The organism is Acinetobacter sp. WCHA29 (genome assembly GCF_002165335.1).
In the GTDB taxonomy this organism is placed as follows: Bacteria; Pseudomonadota; Gammaproteobacteria; order Pseudomonadales; family Moraxellaceae; genus Acinetobacter.
In genome coordinates this window covers 207264-227178 of sequence record NZ_NHRQ01000003.1, presented here as the reverse complement: position 1 = coordinate 227178, position 19915 = coordinate 207264, and the positions used below count along the sequence as shown (strand labels likewise).

At 40.0% G+C, this 19915-nt stretch carries 15 protein-coding genes, 4 tRNA genes and 2 pseudogenes; 8 read left to right on the top strand and 13 right to left on the bottom strand.

Features of this window, described 5'->3' with window-relative positions:
* Position 1 precedes the first annotated feature (1 nt).
* From CDG59_RS03900 to CDG59_RS03885, 4 genes are read right to left on the bottom strand one after another with little or no spacing between them, the layout of a single operon-like run.
* Positions 2–529, bottom strand: coding sequence for a pilus assembly protein PilP (locus tag CDG59_RS03900; RefSeq protein WP_087543719.1), 528 nt, complete (start codon positions 527–529; stop codon positions 2–4).
* Positions 529–1260 (bottom strand): type 4a pilus biogenesis protein PilO, encoded by a 732-nt coding sequence (locus CDG59_RS03895; protein WP_087543717.1) that lies wholly within the window; start codon positions 1258–1260, stop codon positions 529–531. The genes CDG59_RS03900 and CDG59_RS03895 overlap by 1 nt, the downstream gene beginning before the upstream one ends.
* Positions 1257–1901, bottom strand: coding sequence for a PilN domain-containing protein (locus CDG59_RS03890; protein ID WP_087543715.1), 645 nt, complete (start codon positions 1899–1901; stop codon positions 1257–1259). The genes CDG59_RS03895 and CDG59_RS03890 overlap by 4 nt, the downstream gene beginning before the upstream one ends.
* On the bottom strand, positions 1901–2959 hold the full coding sequence (locus CDG59_RS03885; RefSeq protein ID WP_087543713.1) for a pilus assembly protein PilM: 1059 nt from the start codon (positions 2957–2959) through the stop codon (positions 1901–1903). The genes CDG59_RS03890 and CDG59_RS03885 overlap by 1 nt, the downstream gene beginning before the upstream one ends.
* 162 nt (positions 2960–3121) lie before the next feature.
* Between CDG59_RS03885 and ponA the strand changes: the two genes are divergently transcribed.
* A complete protein-coding gene (ponA, locus tag CDG59_RS03880) occupies positions 3122–5674 on the top strand; it encodes a penicillin-binding protein PBP1a (protein ID WP_087543711.1) in 2553 nt (850 codons plus the stop codon).
* Between the two features lie 19 nt (positions 5675–5693).
* On the opposite strand, the gene CDG59_RS03875 is transcribed toward ponA, so the two are convergent.
* From CDG59_RS03875 to CDG59_RS03840, 8 genes and pseudogenes are all read right to left on the bottom strand, one after another.
* Positions 5694–6512 (bottom strand): putative RNA methyltransferase, encoded by an 819-nt coding sequence (locus tag CDG59_RS03875; protein WP_087543709.1) that lies wholly within the window; start codon positions 6510–6512, stop codon positions 5694–5696.
* Positions 6513–6570: 58 nt separating this feature from the next.
* Positions 6571–7689 carry a phospho-N-acetylmuramoyl-pentapeptide-transferase gene (mraY, locus tag CDG59_RS03870; protein ID WP_004660135.1) on the bottom strand — a complete coding sequence of 373 codons (1119 nt, stop codon included), beginning with the start codon at positions 7687–7689 and terminating at the stop codon, positions 6571–6573.
* A complete protein-coding gene (locus CDG59_RS03865; RefSeq protein ID WP_087543707.1) occupies positions 7690–9099 on the bottom strand; it encodes a UDP-N-acetylmuramoyl-tripeptide--D-alanyl-D-alanine ligase in 1410 nt (469 codons plus the stop codon).
* 22 nt (positions 9100–9121) lie between these two features.
* Positions 9122–10621: a UDP-N-acetylmuramoyl-L-alanyl-D-glutamate--2,6-diaminopimelate ligase gene (locus CDG59_RS03860; RefSeq protein WP_087543705.1), complete on the bottom strand. Its 1500-nt coding sequence runs from the start codon at positions 10619–10621 to the stop codon at positions 9122–9124.
* A 3-nt stretch (positions 10622–10624) separates the two neighbouring features.
* Positions 10625–12458 (bottom strand): annotated as a pseudogene (ftsI, locus tag CDG59_RS03855) (penicillin-binding protein PBP3).
* 10 nt (positions 12459–12468) lie between these two features.
* Complete coding sequence (gene ftsL / locus CDG59_RS03850) at positions 12469–12807, bottom strand: cell division protein FtsL (protein WP_004660120.1); 339 nt, start codon at positions 12805–12807, stop codon at positions 12469–12471.
* Positions 12807–13730, bottom strand: a complete 924-nt coding sequence (rsmH, locus tag CDG59_RS03845; protein ID WP_087543703.1) for a 16S rRNA (cytosine(1402)-N(4))-methyltransferase RsmH — start codon at positions 13728–13730, stop codon at positions 12807–12809. The genes ftsL and rsmH overlap by 1 nt, the downstream gene beginning before the upstream one ends.
* A gap of 197 nt (positions 13731–13927) precedes the next feature.
* A pseudogene (locus tag CDG59_RS03840) lies at positions 13928–14281 on the bottom strand (sulfate ABC transporter substrate-binding protein); the annotation flags it as partial.
* Positions 14282–14763: 482 nt separating this feature from the next.
* On the opposite strand from CDG59_RS03840, the gene CDG59_RS03835 reads away from it, so the two are divergent.
* The 7 genes from CDG59_RS03835 (at position 14764) to CDG59_RS03805 (ending at position 18783) form a co-directional block, all read left to right on the top strand.
* Complete coding sequence (locus tag CDG59_RS03835) at positions 14764–15009, top strand: DUF4179 domain-containing protein (RefSeq protein ID WP_372616323.1); 246 nt, start codon at positions 14764–14766, stop codon at positions 15007–15009.
* Between the two features lie 105 nt (positions 15010–15114).
* Entirely contained in the window at positions 15115–16623 is a 1509-nt protein-coding gene (gene gltX, locus CDG59_RS03830) for a glutamate--tRNA ligase (RefSeq protein WP_087543699.1), read from the top strand.
* A 58-nt stretch (positions 16624–16681) separates the two neighbouring features.
* Positions 16682–16757: transfer RNA gene (locus CDG59_RS03825), tRNA-Ala, on the top strand.
* Between the two features lie 26 nt (positions 16758–16783).
* Positions 16784–16859: transfer RNA gene (locus tag CDG59_RS03820), tRNA-Glu, on the top strand.
* A 117-nt stretch (positions 16860–16976) separates the two neighbouring features.
* Positions 16977–18383, top strand: a complete 1407-nt coding sequence (locus tag CDG59_RS03815) for an amino acid permease (protein ID WP_087543697.1) — start codon at positions 16977–16979, stop codon at positions 18381–18383.
* Between the two features lie 211 nt (positions 18384–18594).
* Positions 18595–18670 (top strand) — tRNA-Glu (locus CDG59_RS03810).
* A 37-nt stretch (positions 18671–18707) separates the two neighbouring features.
* Positions 18708–18783, top strand: a tRNA-Glu gene (locus CDG59_RS03805).
* Positions 18784–18825: 42 nt separating this feature from the next.
* Here CDG59_RS03805 and CDG59_RS03800 read toward each other — a convergent pair.
* Complete coding sequence (locus tag CDG59_RS03800; protein ID WP_004660107.1) at positions 18826–19761, bottom strand: hypothetical protein; 936 nt, start codon at positions 19759–19761, stop codon at positions 18826–18828.
* Positions 19762–19915 lie beyond the last annotated feature (154 nt).

Genomic DNA, 19915 nt, shown 5'->3' with positions numbered 1-19915 from the left:
CTCACGATACCGGACCAATTAAAACGAGCGTACGCGGTCTCTCAACATAACCTTCTCGCCCATCTGGCACAATTTCTATTAAATCAATTTGTGTAGGGCTAATTTTAACTACACGTCCTTGATTCATCCCCAAATAGCTACCAATCTGTATACGCTCAATTTGTTTATCTGGCGTTTGGATTAAAGCAATTGTTTCATTCATTTTACCTCGCATACTTCCTTTCATGTTTAATGCTTCTAAAGCATAACTTTCTAAAGGTTGAGGTTGACGATTCAAATTAGGATAAACCCGCTTCCCGGCCATAATTTTTAATTCCGCAGCTAGCGAACTCGGCATAAATGGACTCTTCAACTGATGAGCCGAATAATTAAATAATGGTACAGGGGTGAATACTGGAGCTGGCTCAATTGGTAATGGCTGTTGATTTCGTATGTCTGCCATTTGTTGATTTACAGCATCGATACGAGAGTCACAAGCTGTTAAACTAATAACTATTAATAAGGAAAATAATATTTTGTAGTTATTCATTAGCGCTGACCTCCTTGAGCAGGTGCAGGTGCACTTGTAGCGGATTGAACATCAACTTGCTCATCAGAACTAATATATCGATATGTTTTAGCGTTGATTGAATAATTAATTACAGGAATATCAGATTTCCTCTGAGAATCTTCCTTCGCCTCAACAACAAAATCATGCAATGTCACAATCCTAGGTAACGCAGCAATCCCTGTTACAAAAGCACCAAACGCATGATAATCACCAGTTGCTTCAATACTAATTGGCTGTTCAATAAAAAACTCTTGCTTTACTTCATTTTCTAAGCGAATATTTTTAAACTTCAATCCAGAGTTCACACCAGTTAAATTAATATCTTCAACTAAACTTGGAATTTCAGTTTCTTTCGGCAGTTGTTCTAATTGTTGATTGAAATTTGCTTCCATTTCTTGTAATTGAGCTTGATATTGCTGCAAATTACGTAATTTAGAATCTTTTTCTTTAAATTCATTTAATAAATTTTGCTCTTGGGCTTGCGCGCTGGTTATATTGTCAAGTTGTTTTTTAATGACAATAAAATATCCTAGAGCAATAACTGCTAGAAAAACGAAAATCCAACAAGTGATTTTTACAGATAGAGGCCACCCCCCATAATTATTCATATCCAACGTATTAAACTGTTGGAAAAATTGCTCGAACGTCATCTTCTTTTTCTTTACAACAGCGACTTCTTGATTTAAATCATCAGATTTCTCTAAGTTCATTTTGTCACCCCTGCTGTCCCTGATGCTGCTGCTTCTAAAGTTGAGTCAGCTTCAGCTGTTGTCCCTATCTCTCCCAAATCGACAGTAACCAGAAAACTACCATAATTTTCTTCGATTCGAGGAACTAAAGAGCTTGTTGTTTTATCTTTTTTATCATCTGCCGCCAAGAAAGAATTCATAAACGCGTTACGATACCAAGGTGAAGCTTCTAGATTTCTCAAAAGCTCAGCAACGGTATTTGGACTTTCTGCTTTACCCTCAATGGTAAATTTATCACCTGTACGGGTAAATTTTGTCAAATACATTGTAGGTGGTGTTACTCGCACTAGCTCATCAACCAAACGCACTGTAATAGGACGCTGTCCTTGTAAGCCTTGAATCAACTTCATACGCTCAATGATTGCATTACGTTGTTCTTGCAAACCATCTAATGACTTAAGTTGAGTATCTAAATTCTGGTTAGTACTTACAATTAGCTGATTTGCCTGTTCTTGATCATTCAACTTATGGTCAAAGTACATCCACCCAGAAAAAACCGATACTACCCCTAATGCTGCTACCCCAGCACAAAATGCAACGAACTGTTTCTTTTTTTGTTCTCTTAGCTCATCACGCCAAGGGAGTAAGTTAATCTTTGCCATTAATCAAAACTCCTCAATGCTAAACCACATGCAACCATCAATGAGGAAGCATCATTTTCAATTTTTTTAATATCAATCTGCGGAGAAAAGCCCATTTGTAAGAATGGATTGGAAATGGTGACGCGATAACCTAGTTTTTGTTGTAACAACTTGGCTAAACCAGGAATATTAGCATTACCACCTGCCAATAAAATATGGTCAATCTCATTGAACTGTGATGATGAAAAGAAAAACTGAAGTGAGCGAGCTGCCTGTTGAACTACGGCATCTAAAAAAGGTTCGAGCACTTCCGTATCATAGTCGTCAGGCAGTGTTCTTTCTTTTTTCGCACGCCCAGCCTCTTCAAAAGACAAACCGTAACGGCTCTGAACATCCTGGGTTAGCTGTCGACCACCAAATACCTGTTCACGTGTATAGATAATTTTACCTTTCTGCATGACAGATAAGGTGGTCATAGTATGACCAATATCTAAAATACCAACTGTGTTTGCACCTATTGGCAAAGTATCTGCGAATACACTGAAAGCACGTTCCATGGCATAACTTTCAACATCAGCAATTTTTGCAGATAAATTAGCCAGCTCAAGAACTTCTACACGTGTGTCAACATTTTCTGTACGCGTTGCCACTAACAATACATTTACACGATTTGGGTTTGCTAATTTGTCAGATAAGACTTCAAAATCTAGACTTACTTCATCCAATGGGAACGGAATGTATTGCTCAGCATCCATACGAATTTGAACTTCTCGTTCATCGGCTGTCATATCCGCATCCATTTCAATGATTTTATTAATCACCATTGAAGTTGGCACAGCTATAGCCACATTCGTCGTATGCGGATTAGCAAGGTTAACGACTCTTTCAAGCGCGTCACCAACTGCTTCTGGATTGATGATGCTTTTTTCTACGACACTGTTTTCAGGCAGTGGCATCACAGCATAGCTTTCAACCCAATATCTACCGTTCTTTACAGAGAGCTCCAATAACTTAACAGTTGTCGAACTAATATCGACACCCACTAACCCCTTATTTGGTTTACGATATAACCTGAGCACAGTACATTCCTATTTATTTTTTTATCCCCAAAAATACAACTCACTAATTTGTTTTGGTCTTTAATTGATACGGATACAATATCTCATCTAACAATCCGTAAGGCTAAAGGATATACTGACCATAATTAGTTTGCCATTCGCTCTTATTAAAACTTACTTATTATGAAAAAGCTATCCAGTTCTGGTATTGTTCGTCCATTTTTTTTGATGCTTATTATTATATTAGTCTCACTTCCAATGGGATTTTATGGCATGTATCTCTATCTAGCACCCTCTTTGCCTGATATGAGTTCATTAAAAAAGGCACCTTTACTAAAACCATTGCAAGTTTACACGGCAGATAATAAGTTAATTGCAGAATATGGTGGCAAACTTTCCATTCCAGTGAAATACGAACAGATTCCACCAGCGTTTATCCATGCATTTCTAGCAGCAGAAGATTCGTCATTTTTTGAACATAATGGGATTAGTTTTAAGGGCTTGGGGCGAGCACTAACAGAATCTATTACAGGGTCAGATGTACAAACTGGTGGTTCAACCATTACCATGCAGGTAGCAAAAAACTATTATTTGAGTCCAGAACGAACACTTAAACGCAAACTAACTGAAGTTTTTCTCGCTCGCAAAATTGAGCAAAATCTTACCAAACAAGAAATTCTAAGCTCATACGTCAATAAGATCTTCTTAGGCAAAAATGCTTACGGAATTGCTGCAGCTGCACAAATCTATTACAACAAAAATATTAATCAACTTACCATTGCGCAAATGGTAATGATTGCAGGATTACCGAAAGCACCATCAAAATACAACCCTGTCGTCAATCCTGAACGCGCGCTTGAACGCCGGAATTGGATTTTAGGGCGTATGCTACAACTTGGCTATATTAATCAGAGTCAATATCAAAAAGCTGTTGCTGAGCCAATCAACCTGAATATGATTGATCGCTCTGTCAATAATGTTTTCCCGTACGTTGGCGAAATGGTTCGTTCAGAATTGGTTGAAAACTTTGGCGAGCAAGCAATTGATTCAGGATATAAGGTATATACGACGATTGATAGTAACCGTCAACGTTACGCTGAAGAATCAATTCAAGACGGTTTAGAAGCCTATGATCGCCGCCATGGTTGGCGTGGACCAGAAGCACATGACAAACCTCTTAACCAGTTTGTCCCATATGCAAATACCTATCCAGCACAAGTCATAAAAGTGCATAACAATTCTTTTGATGCTTTGATGCAAGATGGCTCAACAGTTACGGTAAATTGGGCAGGAATGTCATGGGTTCGCCCTTATCGGAATGCGAACAGTGTAGGCGGGGCTATGTCGAATGCTTCACAAATCGTTAAAGTGAAAGATATTATTCGATTACGCCCCAATGAAAACAAAACCGTTTGGTCTTTAGTACAGGTTCCTAAAGTTCAAGGTCAATTGATTGCCTTAAATCCAAATGATGGCTCCATAGAAGCTGTTGTTGGCGGCTATAGTTTTTATCAATCGAAGTTTAACCGTGCGTTACAAGGGTGGAGACAACCAGGTTCAACTATTAAACCATTTGTTTATGCATTGGCACTTGAACGTGGTATGACACCTTATAGCATGGTGAACGATAGCCCCATCAGTATTGGTAAATGGTCTCCAAAAAACTCCGATGGGCGTTACTTAGGCATGATTCCTTTACGTCGTGCATTATATTTGTCAAGGAATACGGTTTCTGTCCGTTTATTACAAACTGTGGGAATTGAACGCACACGCCAACTATTTATGGATTTTGGATTACAAGAAGATCAAATTCCTCGTAACTACACAATCGCATTAGGAACACCTCAAGTACTCCCTGTGCAAATGGCTACAGGCTATGCCACTTTTGCAAATGGCGGTTATCGCATTCAGCCCCATTTTATTAAACGAATAGAAGATGCATCAGGCAAAGTAATTTATGAAGCAAATCCAGAATACGCTTGTATCCCTTGTATTAGTGATCCAAATGCCTATGCAACAGCCAATGCTATTCAAGAGCAAGATGCTGTAAATGAAATCACCAATGAAACTTTAGATGATGTATCTGCCGCATCTGAAACTATTACATCTAACTCTCAAACAGCCGCAACGACAAATAGTAATTATCGCCAAGCGCAACGCATTTTAAAATCTAGCTCAGCTTATGATATGGCTAATATTTTACGCGATGTGATTCAGCATGGTACGGGACGAGCAGCACTTAAAATCGGTCGTGACGATTTAGGTGGAAAAACAGGAACAACCAATGATGCCAAAGATGCATGGTTTGCAGGTTTTAATGGAAAATTAGTTGCAATCGCCTGGGTTGGTTTTGATCAACCTCGTACACTCGGTCGACGTGAATACGGCGGAGTTGCTGCTTTACCAATTTGGACAAATTTCATGGCGAATTCACTTAAAGATACGCCATCGGCTTGGGTACATTTCGATAAAGACGCGAAAGATCCAATTTCATTCGACAAGTTACAACTGGAGAAAAATGAAGGGCAAAAAGAATATCGTTCTTCCCCACCGTTGGCACGCCCACTTTATCGTCCTGCTCCAGTTGCACCAACTCGCTCCGCGCAAACTGACTTCTCAGATTTACCAGATACAGCACCATCTGATGAAGAGCAAATTATTGTTCCAGCGATGGAAACAGCATCACCCCAAAAAGAACATGATGGTATTGAAAATTTAATTAATAATATTCAATAAGTAAATTTAAAAGAAGCCATCAAATTGATGGCTTCTTTCTTTTTTGGAATACATAAATTTGAAAAGCGGCTGTCACTAAGAAATGCTGTTCTTGTTCTAAAATCATTCTTCGTTCAGGATTCGCTTTATAAGCATAAGGTGTCATAGCAATCAAATTTTTTAGCGCTTGTTGATCTAACTCGATTGCACTCTCGACAAGCTGTTGTTGCTGCAATTCAAATTGATCATCTAGCTGTTCTAAAAATTTTTCTGGTTCGTGTAAATTTACTTGCTCAAATAAAGCTTCACGCAACCTATAGAGATGTCGAGGTGCAGGTGTCACCACAATCAGATGACCATTCCCTTGAAGAACACGTGTGATCTCTTCTTGTGGAATTGGACTAAATAAACTAGTACATACGTCGATTGAATGATCCTGTACGGGCAATGTTGCACCCGTCCCAACAACCCAAGTGACTTTGGAGTTGAGTTTTGCAGCTCGTTGTACAGCTGTTTTAGCAATATCCACACCTATACAGTGTTGAGTATGCGCTTGCATCGCACTGGTGTAATAACCTTCACCACAACCAATATCTAAAATAGTTTTCGGCGTGAGCCGCTGCAACAGTTCAACAATCGCCTGCTGTAACGGCTGATAAGCACCTGTTTGCAAAAATTCACGACGAGCCAATACCGACTCTGCAGTATCCCCTGGTGTCTTACTATGCTTATGTTGTACCACATGCAGATTGACATAACCTTGTTTGGCGACATCATAATGATGGCCTTTTTCACAACGCCAAGAACGCTCAACCAAATTCAATGATTGGCGACAAACAGGACACATCAATAAATTCATCTATTTTCTCCAAACATAAAAAAAGCTGGTGATCACCAGCTTCTTTTTGAATCATGGTTTAACGCAACTTTAAGGTCATTAAGCCTAACACAACAAGGAAAATGGTAATAATCCAAAAACGAATAACAACCTGTGTTTCCTTCCACCCTTGTTTTTCATAATGATGGTGTAAAGGTGCCATCAAGAAAACGCGCTTATTCCGCATTCGCAATGAACCAATTTGTAAAAACACAGAAACGGCTTCCATTACAAAGACACCACCCATAATCGCAAAAACGATTTCTTGGCGGACCATAACAGCAATTGTACCTAGCATCGCACCAAGTGCCAAAGCCCCGACATCACCCATGAATACTTGAGCAGGATGCGCATTATACCAAAGGAAAGCCAAACCTGCGCCAACCATGGCTGAACACACCACCACCAGTTCAGAGGTATATTTTACATAGGAAATATGCAAATAATTGGCAAACCGAATATCACCTGATAAATAGGCAAATACACCCAAACCTGCTGCAACCATGACAATTGGCATAATTGCCAATCCATCCAATCCATCCGTCAGGTTGACTGCATTTGACGCCCCATTAATCACTAAATAAGTGAAAACAATAAATGCTAAACCAAACGGCACCGCTGAAAGTGGAATGGAGAGATTCTTAAAGAATGGGATCAACAAATCTAGCATATTTGCAGTATTCATTGGATTATCTTGTTGTTTTGCAATTAGATATAAAGCAATACCAGCACCTAATGATGCTACAGAAGTCCAAAAGAATTTTTTACGTGCAGGTAAACCAGCATTATCTTTATAACGAACTTTAATCCAGTCATCTGCCCAACCAACAGCACCAAAGACCACCATAACACCCAATACAATCCAAACATAAGGGTTTGATAAATCAGCCCATAATAAGGTACTAATACCGATTGAGAGCAGAATTAAGATCCCACCCATCGTTGGCGTTCCCATCTTCTTCGCATGATTTTCAGGAGCAAATGAGCTTACTGCCTGACCATATTTTAAGGCTTGTAATTTACGGATCATCACAGGCCCTAAAGCCAAGCCAATGGTCAAAGCAGTTAATACACTCAACAAAGAGCGTAATGTTAAATAACGAACCACTTGGAAAGAGCTGTTATAGCCTGCCAATTGTTCAAATAACCATAACAACATTTAAATCTTCTCCATCAAGTCAGCCATCAACGTTTCCATATGGGTATAGCGAGAACCTTTAAATAGGAAACTCATGTGCTGGGGTTGATGTGTCTCTACTAAACTCATTAAAAATGACAAAGCTTGCCCCTGATTCAGAAAAGCTTGTAATTTTTTACCGTATTGTGTGCTTCTTGCACCTTCTTGAGTGGCAGGTGAGAATTCACCCACTGCAACTACAAAATGAATACCTTGCATCGAAACCAAATCTCGGCCCAACAAATAATGTTGTTGCGCTGCTGTACTTCCAAGCTCACCAATATCCCCGATTACCATCACTTTAATGCCCGTTTGTTGAGCAAGAACTTCTGCTGCTGCACGCATTGAAGTTGGATTGGCATTATAAGTATCATCAATGAATAAGTGATTTTGGTGTTGAATAAAATTCAGACGCCCTTTGGCACCCTGTGCTTGTTCTAAGCCTTGTACAATATCATCAAGCGCAATCCCAATTGCCAAGGCAAATGCTGTTGCAGCAGTTGCATTTTGCACATTATGTGCACCTGCAAACGGTAGATCTACTGTACGGATACCCTGTGGAGTGTGTAAATTGAATTTTGCTGATTGAGGATGTAATTCAACCTCTGTCGCAAACACATCGCCACCATCACCAAAACTCAACATTGAATGAGCTTGAGCATTTTCACGAATAGTCGCTGTAAAGTCATCATCAGCGGGAACAACCGATATTCCGTCAGGCAAAATATGCGAATAGATTTCTGATTTAGCGCGACAAATGCCCTCACGACCACCAAATTCACCCAAATGCGCTGTACCAATATTCAAAATCCCCGCCACATGTGGCTGCACCAGATTCGAGGTGTAATCAATTTCACCTTGGTGACTGGCACCCAACTCCATCACAGCATATTGATGCTCCTGACGCAGTTCCAGCAACATCATCGGCACACCCAAATCATTATTCAGGTTGCCACGCGTGATCAAGGTTGGTGCTAAACGGGATAAAATACTACCCAACATTTCTTTCGTGGTGGTTTTACCACTACTGCCTGTTAAAGCAATCACTTTCAACTGTGGATTTTGCTGACGGCGAAACGCTCCAAGATGCCCTAAAGCCAAACGTGTATCTTTAACGACGAGTTGTGCAATATCTGCATCAATTGGGCGCTCTACGATGGCAATCTCACAACCTTGCGCAGCCACTTGTGCTACAAAATTATGAGCATCAAAGCGCTCGCCTTTTAAAGCAAGAAAAACATCTCCAGCTTCAGCATGACGAGAGTCAGTCAAAATACGCTTAATTTCGCTTTGTGGAATCTTATGATTATGCCATTCACCTTGAGTCGCTTGTTGTAATTGCTCTGCTGTCCAAGGTTCTAGTGGAACGGTGCTGGTTGTTGAAGTATGCATACGCTTTATTTACCTTTTAACCTTAGTGTGCAGGATAAGCTGAATCTACAGAATGTGGCTGAGCATTAATCGCAGATTGCACTTCGACTACATCATCAAACCAGTGACGAACGCCATCTACTTCCTGATAGTTTTCATGACCTTTGCCGGCAATCACGACAATATCTCCAGCTTGAGCTTGAGCGACCACAAATTTAATCGCTTCACGACGATCATGAATTTCATGTACGCTGTGTTCTGCAAAATCAATTCCCTGCTTCATATCAGCAAAAATCTGTTCAGGGTTTTCAGTTCGTGGATTATCCGAGGTGAGAACTACAGAATTAGCATGATCAAGCGCAGCCTGAGTCATTAAAGGACGCTTACCGCGATCGCGATCACCACCGCAGCCAAATACCGCCCATAATTGTCCAGTGACATGACGTTTCAACGTGGTTAACACCTGAATCAATGCATCAGGTGTATGTGCATAATCAACGACAAATAGACGATCCGCATCTTGAATGACTTGCATTCGTCCTGGGGCACCCTTAAGTTGCGGAACAAACTGCACTAAATCAGCAAGCGAAAAACCAGCATATTCTGCTGCAATCAAGCTTGCTAATAAATTTTCTACATTAAAATGTCCAAGCAATGGACTTTGCACCGCAAATGTACCTGTTGGACTAATCAATGTAAAACTTGCACCACTCAAGCGATATTGCAAATGATCAATATAATAATCCGCAGAAGTTTGAGTCAAAGAATAAGTCAAAACTTTCGGTTTTGATGGATTCTCTTTCGCAGCAGTCAGCATTACGTTTGCATGTGCATCGTCGATGTTAATCACAACGACTTTTAAAGTAGTAAATTTAAATAATAGCGCCTTAGCTTCTGCATAAGCCTCTAAAGTACCGTGATAATCCAAATGATCACGGCTTAAATTACTATAAACTGCTATCTCAAGATCACAACCATTCAGACGACCTTGTTCCAGACCATGCGAACTCGCCTCAAGTGCAACAAAATTAGCCCCTTGTTTAGCGTAATCATGCAATGCCTGCTGTAAGTGCAGCGCATCTAAAGTGGTGTGGGTTGAGGGGGTCAAGTTTGGCAAGATACCATTGCCTGTTGTCCCCATCACTGCACAGCCTTGCCCTTGCGAACTAATTAACTCTGCAATTAATCGTGAAATCGTGGTTTTACCATTGGTACCTGTGACTGCAATACCACGTAATGACTCTACAGGATCGACCGCTTGTAAATATTGCTGCTGCCATTCACCCATAAGAAAACGTACTTCAGGGCAAACCCATTCGTTCGCAAGCCCCAAACTTGTTTCACTAATGACCGCCAATGCCCCTGCATTTAGCGCATTTTGTGCAAATTGACGGGTTTTTTCAGGTTGGCTATAACTACTTAAAGCAATAAAAATCTGCCCAACTTCAATCTTACGGCTGTCTAGACAAAAGCCTTGAAAAGGCTGAGTGAACCAAGCCGCATCGATATGAATCGGATATATCTGCTGAAAACTAATCGACATAATCTACCTACGGATTGGATTTTATAGAGGTATCAAGTGGTTTATCTAAAGGTACATTCAGTAATCGTAGCGATTCTTGCATAATTCTCGCAAAAACGGGCGCTGCAACGAGACCACCATAATAACGACCTTGAGGATTTTCAACGACGACAATCATCGCCAGACGAGGATCACTCACTGGAGCAACCCCAGCAAATAAGGCACGATATTCATTACTCGAATAACCTTTACGGTCAGCTCGTAATTTATGTGCCGTACCTGTTTTACCACCCACACGATAACCAGGAATATTGGCCTGTGTAGCTGTACCACCTGGCATAGTAACTTGCTCAAGCATCAATAACACTTGATCTGCAATCTTAGGATCAAGAACTTGCTTACCTTGGGGTGCTTGATCTAATTTTCTAAGACTTAATGGCATTTCCACACCATGGTTTGCGAGCATCGCATAACCTTGTGCAACTTGGAGAATGGTTGCGTTTAAGCCATAACCATACGCCATCGTACCCAACTGAGAGGGGTTCAACTTATCACCCGAATACAACAGCCCTGCGCTCTCGCCTGGGAATTTCACATCAGAACGATGCCCAAAACCGACACGACGGAAGAATGATGGAATCGCATCTTTAGGTAACGATAACGCAAGTTTGGCTGAACCCACGTTAGATGATTTAACAATAATACCTGTCAGGGTTAATGCACCATAGTTGTGTGTATCACGAATGGTATGCCATCCCAACTTCATTGAACCTGGTGAGGTATTCACGATTGTGTTTGGCGTGTATTTGCCACTTTCTAAGGCAGCTGCAACAGTAAATGGCTTCATCGTCGAACCTGGTTCGAACATATCGATTGCACCACGGTTACGCATTGCATCTTTGTTGGCTAAACCATTTTTATCATTTGGGTTATATGACGGCCAACTGGTCATTGCTAAAATTTCACCAGTTTTTACATCTACAGCAATAGCGGTTGCCGAACGAGCATTATTTGCAACACCAGCAGCGGTCAATTCACGATACATAATATATTGCAAACGTGAGTCGATACTGAGCGTGACATTTTCACCTGACTCGACTTCTTTAATCACTTCTGAGACTTTAAGACGATTACCTTTTTTATCCCGAATAATTTTTTGTTCACCATCGACGCCTGACAACTGTTTATTCAGTTGCATTTCTAAACCTTCAACCCCAACACCTTCACTATTGGTTAAACCAATAATTTGTGCATTCGGCTGTGGTTGCGGATAGTAACGCTTATACGTCTTTTCAGCATAAACCCCTTGAAAGTTTCGCTTGGTAATGAGGTCAGCTTGCTGCGGTGGAATTTCTTTTTGTAGTACCAAATAACGTGAGCGTGGACGAGCTTCCATTTGCTTTTTGAGATCAGCACGGTCTACACCAACCGCATCTGCCAACTCATCCAAATTCAAGTTTTTATCAGGTAATTGACGTTTTAATTTTCGGTTATGTGGATCTTTTTTTAATTCGGCTGTGATTTCATCAAATTGCTGTTTCGTTTCCCAATAATCTCTTGGGTCAATCACAATTTTCATGATCGGTGTACTAATCGCTAAAGGCACTCCGTGGCGATCACTAATCACACCACGCATTGCTTCTAGGCGTTCCGTACGCAAAATATTGGCATTCGCTTTATTTTGTAAAAAGTCTTTATTGACCACTTGCACATAAAATGCACGTGCAATCAATACAATAAAGCACAGCAATACCGTACCCCAAAGCAAATAAAATCGCCACATGTCTAAAGCAAGTGTCGGTCTTTCAGAAATAGACTGCTGTTTTTTTCGTATTGGTTTACTTCGCTTATCTGCCATACAGCATGCCTTATTTGTCTTGCTTTGAAGTCATAGGTAAAGAAATCACAACCGTTTGTGCTGCGGGTGGTGAAAACATCCGCAATTGTGTAACAGCACGAGAGCCAATCTGCGCAGTTGCACCAAACGTTTGCTGTTCAATCAGCAAGCGCCCCCATTCTGCATTCAGATCGTCTCTTTCACGCATATAAGCACTTAAATCACGATAATCATGACGATATTCAAACACTTGAAAGACCACCATCATTGCGCTTGTGAATACCATCGCAATCAGCACAGCATACACTACAACTTTTTTCAGTCCTTTCTTGCTGCTAGATATGATCTCATCATCATTCTTTTTATTCATTATCTGCCTTTCTGCTCTAAACGCTCTGCTACACGTAACCATGCACTACGTGAACGAGGATTTGCTTTTACTTCTGCTTCACTCGCACGAATACGAGACACTTTCTTTAAACGTCGCGTATCGATCTGTGCTTGAGGCATTCCCCAACCATGATCTTCCGCTAAAGTTGATTCTTTTTGAATAAATTGTTTAATCAAACGATCTTCCAAAGAGTGGAAGCTAATCACAGCCAACTGTCCTTGTACTTTCAACAATTCTACAGCTTGCGGTAAAAACGTTTCAATATCATCAAGCTCTTTGTTAATTGCGATACGAATCGCTTGGAAAGTACGTGTTGCAGGATGTTTATGCTTTTCCCACTTTGGATGCGCAACCTTAACAATTTCAGCTAATTGCGCTGTTGTGGTGATTTCGCCTGCCGATTTAATCGCTTTGGCAATACGGCGACTATAACGCTCTTCACCATACTGAAAAATAATATTGGCTAATTTTTCTTCTTCGATTTCAAGTAACCATTCCGCCGCAGTTAAACCTTGAGAATTATCCATACGCATGTCTAGTGGGCCATCTTGCATAAAGCTAAACCCACGTTCTGCTTGGTCAAGTTGTGGTGAAGACACACCCAAATCGGCCATAATGCCGTCAACTTCGGTAATACCAATATTTATTAATTCCGCCTGAATATCGGCAAAACTGGCATGAATAATTTTAAACCGCGAATCTTCTTGTTCTAACTGTGCGGCAACTTCAAGTGCCTGAGGATCTTTATCAAAGGCGTAAACACGCGCATTTTGATCCAATTTGGAAAGTAAGAGCTTGGTATGCCCTCCTCGACCAAACGTTGCATCGACAAAAATACCAGTATCGCGACCTGCCAATACGCCATCAACGGTTTCATGAAGTAAGACAGAAATATGCGACATAACAATAGGATCAATAGCTAAAAATGTAACTGCACATTATCACCTTGTTTTATCCCAGTACCAAACGACTTTTTGTAGAGAATTCTTAACTTTTCATAGATAAAACCGTTTTCTTATCATTTTTTATGCAACAAAAAAGCAAATACTCCGTGTATTTGCTTTCCCATATTTAATCACAAATTTTACATATAATTTATTTACTGTTTGTCTGTATAAATTTGATCGAAAATCGCACCATTCACAAAGTGGGTTTTCTGCGCTTTTGCCCATCCACCAAATACATCGTTAATGCTGAAGAGTTTGATCTTTGGAAATTGTTTCGCATATTTTGCTGCAACTTGCGGATGACGTGGACGGAAATAATGTTTTGCCGCAAGTTCCTGCCCTAAAGGTGAATAAAGAAAATTTAAATAACCGCGCGCTAAATTGCGATGACCATCTTTATCCACGGTTTTATCTACAATCGCAACTGAAGGCTCAGCCAAAATCGAAATTGATGGATAAACAATATCGTATTTATCTTTACCTATTAAACCCAAAGCAAGCAATGCTGCGGCGATCACTGTTTTCATTTATTATTCACTCATTTTCTGTATATCTGTGACCACTATATTTATTTAAAAAGAATTTACAATCAAATAGTTATATCAATAATTTAGAAATTATTCTTTTTTATATATCGTAATATTAAGGATGTATTGCAGTTAAAATGCTAAGTGTTTATTCATGTTATTTTTATTTTGAGAAAAATTATCATTCTTCACTTTTTCTACACATTTGCTTGTTAGATTTGATTTGAAGATATTCTAGCCATCAGGCTTACAATACCCAAAAGCGTGTTTATTTATTATTTTTTGTAAAAAGTGTGACATGGTTATATTTTTTATTAAAATTTATGTTTGAATCGTATGATTAAAGCAATACTATAGTCATTTAGTTAGTCTTTTAGACTCGAAGTCATGAAGGGGATGTTACCGTGCAAGCATCAAAACTTAAAAAAACACTATGCTTAAGCTTATTTTTGGTGTTTTCTATTCAAGTTGGACATGCAGCCGCAATTAAAGAAAACAATAATATTAAAATGATAGACAAATCGTCTTCGTTAATTGTGAAAGCGCTTGATCAACAAAAACGTAATACAGCCATGTTGCCTTCAACAGATGACGAATTAAAAATGTTGAATACGATCCGTACAACGCCAACACAAACGTTCTTTGCAAGCCAACACGAACGTTTTTCACGCTTTGTTCAGACTATTTTTCAACCGCACACATCTTGATCTTTTAAATATGTAACGCTCTACATGTTTAAATAAGCCTAGTCATGCTGTGACTAGGCTTTTTCGTTATAATAGTTTCAATTTTAATTTAAGCTTCGATAATTTATGAAAGTTCGTACCCGTATTGCGCCTTCTCCTACAGGTTTCCCTCATGTAGGTACTGCTTATATTGCGTTATTTAATTTATGTTTTGCTAAACAGCACGGCGGTGAATTTATTTTACGTATTGAGGATACAGATCAACTCCGTTCAACACCTGAATCAGAAAAGATGATTTTAGATTCTTTACGTTGGTTAGGATTGAACTGGTCAGAAGGTCCAGATGTGGGTGGCCCTCATGCGCCGTATCGTCAATCGGAACGTATGGGGATTTACAAACAATATGCCTTAGATTTGGTTGAAAAAGGACATGCTTTCTATTGTTTCGCAACAGCAGAAGACCTAGACCAAATGCGTGCAGAGCAGCAAGCACGTGGTGAAACGCCAAAATATGATGGGCGTGGCTTAAAACTTTCACAAGAAGAAGTACAACAACGCCTTGCTGCGGGTGAACCACATGTCATTCGAATGAAAGTACCTGAAGATGGTATTTGTAAGATTAATGATTTGCTTCGTGGTGAAGTGGAGATTCCTTGGGCACAAGTTGACATGCAAGTGTTGCTAAAAACGGATGGTTTACCAACTTACCATCTTGCTAATGTCGTGGATGATCATTTGATGGAAATTACCCATGTATTACGTGGGGAAGAATGGCTGCCTTCAGCGCCTAAGCATCAGTTGCTTTACCAATATTTTGGTTGGGAAATGCCAACTTTATGTCATATGCCATTGTTACGTAACCCAGATAAATCAAAACTGTCTAAACGTAAGAACCCAACTTCTATTAACTACTATCGCGACATCGGTGTATTACCAGAAGCATTATTGAATTATTTAGGTCGCATGGGTTGGTCAATGCCTGATGAGCGTGAAGTATTCACATTACAGGACATGGTTGAAAACTTTGATGTACAGCGTGTTTCATTGGGCGGCCCAATCTTTGATGTTGAAAAACTTAATTGGCTGAACGGTCAATGGATCAAAGGCTTAACACCGGGGCAACTTCTAGATCGCCTATTAACATGGAAAAGCGACCGTCAAACACTTGAAGACATTGCGGCTGCGATTCAACCTCGTATCAATCTACTTTCAGAAGCTGTGAATTGGGCTGGTTTCTATTTCAATCACATGCCACAAATCAGTAAAGAACAGTTTGAAAGCAAAAAATTGACCGAAGAACAAGTTCGTCAAAGCTTACAGTTTGCAATTTGGCGCTTAGAAAGTCAGTTTACCTGGAATAATGATACTGTCAGCCAAACGCTGATGGATTTAGCCACTCAAATGGAAGTTAAACTTCGTGACTTTATGCCAGCATTCTTTATAGCCATTGCGGGTTCAACGAGTTCAACGCCTGTGATGCAATCTATGGTAACACTAGGTCCTGATTTGACTTTTGCACGTTTACGTCATGCCTTAGAAATCGTAGGTGCGCCAAGCAAGAAAGAACTGAAAGTTTGGGAAAAATTAAACGAATCACTAAAACTGCCGAAAAATGATGCAAATAGTGAGAATTAATTCAGTTTAATCATTGACGTGTGAGTGCATTCGCCCTAATATTGCGCTCACACAGACTGGGGTCATAGCTCAGTTGGTAGAGCGCTACAATGGCATTGTAGAGGTCAGCAGTTCGATCCTGCTTGGCTCCACCAAACTTCAATTTGTGTTGCCTCAATAAGTCCCTATCGTCTAGAGGCCTAGGACATCGCCCTTTCACGGCGGTAACCGGGGTTCGAATCCCCGTAGGGACGCCATATTTTATGCAAAATAATTAAAATGATAATTTTCAACTAAACATTCATTCATTCAGATTGCACATTTCAAAATTTTACATAAAATACCCGCTTCTCCACGCTTGGACAAATTGTGGTATGCAATCTTCCAACTCAAATGCCACCTCTGAATCAAAAACATTAAAACGTGCAATGAGCACCCGTCACCTAGTGATGCTTTCATTAGGCGGTGCAATTGGTACAGGTTTATTTTTAGGTTCTGGCGAGGTCATCGCTCAAACAGGTCCTATCGGCGCAATTATTGCCTACTTTTTAGGTGGTTTAATTGCCTATATGGTCATGCTCTGTTTAGGTGAGCTCGCAGTACATATGCCTGTGGCTGGATCTTTTGGCGCATACGCTCAAAAATATATTGGCCCAGGAACGGGTTATATGATTTCTTGGCTGTATTGGCTGACATGGACCGCAACGCTTGGTACAGAATTTACTGCCGCAGCCTTACTCATGCAAGAATGGTTCCCTCATATTTCGATGTGGATTTGGACCATTATTTTTGCAATTACAATTTTAGGATTAAATTTAAGTTCAACCCGCATTTTTGCTGAATCAGAATTTTGGCTTGCATTAGTCAAAGTCGTTACTGTTATTGTCTTTATCCTTTTAGGTTTATGCGCAATTTTTGGTTTCATTCCATTCCAAGGCACTGAATCAGCACCGTTATTTCATAACTTAACGGCACATGGTTGGTTTCCACAAGGTCTTTTTCCAATTTTCACTACGATGTTAATTGTTAACTTTGCCTTTTCTGGAACTGAACTCATTGGTGTTGCCGCAGGTGAAACCAAAAATCCAGCTGAAAATGTTCCGAAAGCAATTAATGCGGCAATTTGGCGACTATTAATTTTCTTTGTGGGTACGATTGTTGTTATTAGTGCATTACTTCCTTTCCATATAGCTGGCCTAGGCGGTGATGGAGTGAGTAGCAGCCCTTTCGTAACAGTATTTAAATACATCGGTATTCCATATGCGGACGATATTATTCGCTTCGTGATTATTACTGCCTTATTATCCGCTGCAAACTCAGGTCTCTATGCGGCTTCTCGCATGATGTGGTCTTTATCTGATCAACGCCAACTGCCAAGCATATTCTCAAAATTGTCTAAGAGTGGTACGCCTATCATTGCGCTAGTGGTAACCATGTTTGGCGCAATTCCCGGATTGCTATCTGAGCATTTTGCTCCAGAGACAATTTTCAAGAATTTACTAGGTGTTGCTGCATTTACCATGGTCATCGTATGGATGAGTATTTGTTGGAGTCAGTTTAACTTTAGACGTCAATGGTACAAGGCTGGACATTCAGCAAAAGATTTAAAATTTGCTGCACCACTTTATCCAATCGTTCCCATCTTAGGTTTTGTTTTCTGTTTAATTACAGGTCTCAGCATGGCATACGATCCTGAAATGCAGGCTGGCTTTATCGGATGTTTATTATTTATTGCTGCGTGTTATTTAAGTCACTATCTTTTCTATCGTGATCGTAAATAAAATGATAATGAATAAAAAATGCAGCTTAGGCTGCATTTTTTATTTAACTTAAATTAACTTGCTTGATGATTTGACTTTAACTTCTTTATTTTGATTATTTATTCTACGATATGTTTTATTTTTAGACACTCACAAGATTTTTTTAGATTTTCTTTGGAAAAGTGTTTGACACCCTATCCAATTCACCCTAATATACGCCCACCTCTGAAACGTCCCTATCGTCTAGAGGCCTAGGACATCGCCCTTTCACGGCGGTAACCGGGGTTCGAATCCCCGTAGGGACGCCAATATTTATTATTGTTTTCAGATGTATGCCTCATATAAGTCCCTATCGTCTAGAGGCCTAGGACATCGCCCTTTCACGGCGGTAACCGGGGTTCGAATCCCCGTAGGGACGCCAAATTCTAAAAAGCCACTGCATTGACAGTGGCTTTTTTATTGCTTACTCACTTCCAATTCCAACTTGGACTTCTAAACGTCCAGACTGAACACGTAAGCCTCGGATCTCAAATTGATCAACTAATTGTTGTACCAATTCGCGGCTCTCTTGCAAAATATTAAGTCCTGGCAAAATACTAAAATCAGTCAAGCTTAATAGCTTATCGACCATCCATGAGCGATTATTAATGAAATCAATAAAACCCGCTTCTTCAAGGTCGATATACCATAAACGATGCCCTTCTTTTTGAATCCCTGGCACATCACGAATGAGGTGATTGATCAAAAATGGGATTGGTAAGGAATTAATCACTTCAAAGCTGATATTACCAACACGTCTTGCTGCCCAATTTGTTAAAGTACCACCATGACGAATTTGTAAATCCAGATGCTCATCGACCTGACAAAGACGTAAATATTTTTCCTGCCCAATACGACATTCTAAAACATTGAATTCTAAAGACAGACGATATAGGAAACGGCGATAGTGGCCATCTAATTCAATATGAAAGCGATCATTGCCACATTCAATTTTAATATCATCAATTTCAGAACGATCCATACGTTTCCGAATTTGATTATTGAGCAGCATTTCAGGCAAATATAAGGTGAGGCTACTTTTCCCTAACGATGCACGTGCCATTGCCAACGCAACTTGACGCGCTGCTTCACTGGTTTCTGATACCATATCACGAACAGTATTTCGCATCCCTTCAACACCACGTTTGGTATGATGGGTAACTTGATCTAAGGCATCTAAGGCGGCATCTGCAACACCTGCAATATTACGAGAGGTATCACTCGCAAACTCAACAGCATCTTGTGCGTGCTGTAATGTCTTATTGATTAACCGACGTGATAAAGACGGTTTTTCATCTGATGATTCTATATCTGCAGGCATAATATCGAACATTGCCTTTTTGTCATCTTGTCGATTCAAGATGTTCTCCCTCTTCCCTTTCTCAGCAACTCAATTTTGATATGAGCAACAATCTGTTTTATCAACTTATTGGCTGTTTTTATGTAGATTAGCATGCTATTTAGCGCAATTTGCGTCTTTTTGTTGCACACTTTTAAATTAATTTAATCGTCCA

Bases quoted from the DNA above. Each gene is read 5' to 3' on its own strand.
- CDG59_RS03900 (WP_087543719.1), bottom strand. From the start codon at position 529: ATGAATAACTACAAAATATTATTTTCCTTATTAATAGTTATTAGTTTA.
- CDG59_RS03895 (WP_087543717.1), bottom strand. From the start codon at position 1,260: ATGAACTTAGAGAAATCTGATGATTTAAATCAAGAAGTCGCTGTTGTA.
- CDG59_RS03890 (WP_087543715.1), bottom strand. From the start codon at position 1,901: ATGGCAAAGATTAACTTACTCCCTTGGCGTGATGAGCTAAGAGAACAA.
- ponA (WP_087543711.1), top strand. From the start codon at position 3,122: ATGAAAAAGCTATCCAGTTCTGGTATTGTTCGTCCATTTTTTTTGATG.
- CDG59_RS03875 (WP_087543709.1), bottom strand. From the start codon at position 6,512: ATGAATTTATTGATGTGTCCTGTTTGTCGCCAATCATTGAATTTGGTT.
- mraY (WP_004660135.1), bottom strand. From the start codon at position 7,689: ATGTTGTTATGGTTATTTGAACAATTGGCAGGCTATAACAGCTCTTTC.
- CDG59_RS03865 (WP_087543707.1), bottom strand. From the start codon at position 9,099: ATGCATACTTCAACAACCAGCACCGTTCCACTAGAACCTTGGACAGCA.
- CDG59_RS03860 (WP_087543705.1), bottom strand. From the start codon at position 10,621: ATGTCGATTAGTTTTCAGCAGATATATCCGATTCATATCGATGCGGCT.
- ftsL (WP_004660120.1), bottom strand. From the start codon at position 12,807: ATGAATAAAAAGAATGATGATGAGATCATATCTAGCAGCAAGAAAGGA.
- rsmH (WP_087543703.1), bottom strand. From the start codon at position 13,730: ATGTCGCATATTTCTGTCTTACTTCATGAAACCGTTGATGGCGTATTG.
- gltX (WP_087543699.1), top strand. From the start codon at position 15,115: ATGAAAGTTCGTACCCGTATTGCGCCTTCTCCTACAGGTTTCCCTCAT.
- CDG59_RS03815 (WP_087543697.1), top strand. From the start codon at position 16,977: ATGCAATCTTCCAACTCAAATGCCACCTCTGAATCAAAAACATTAAAA.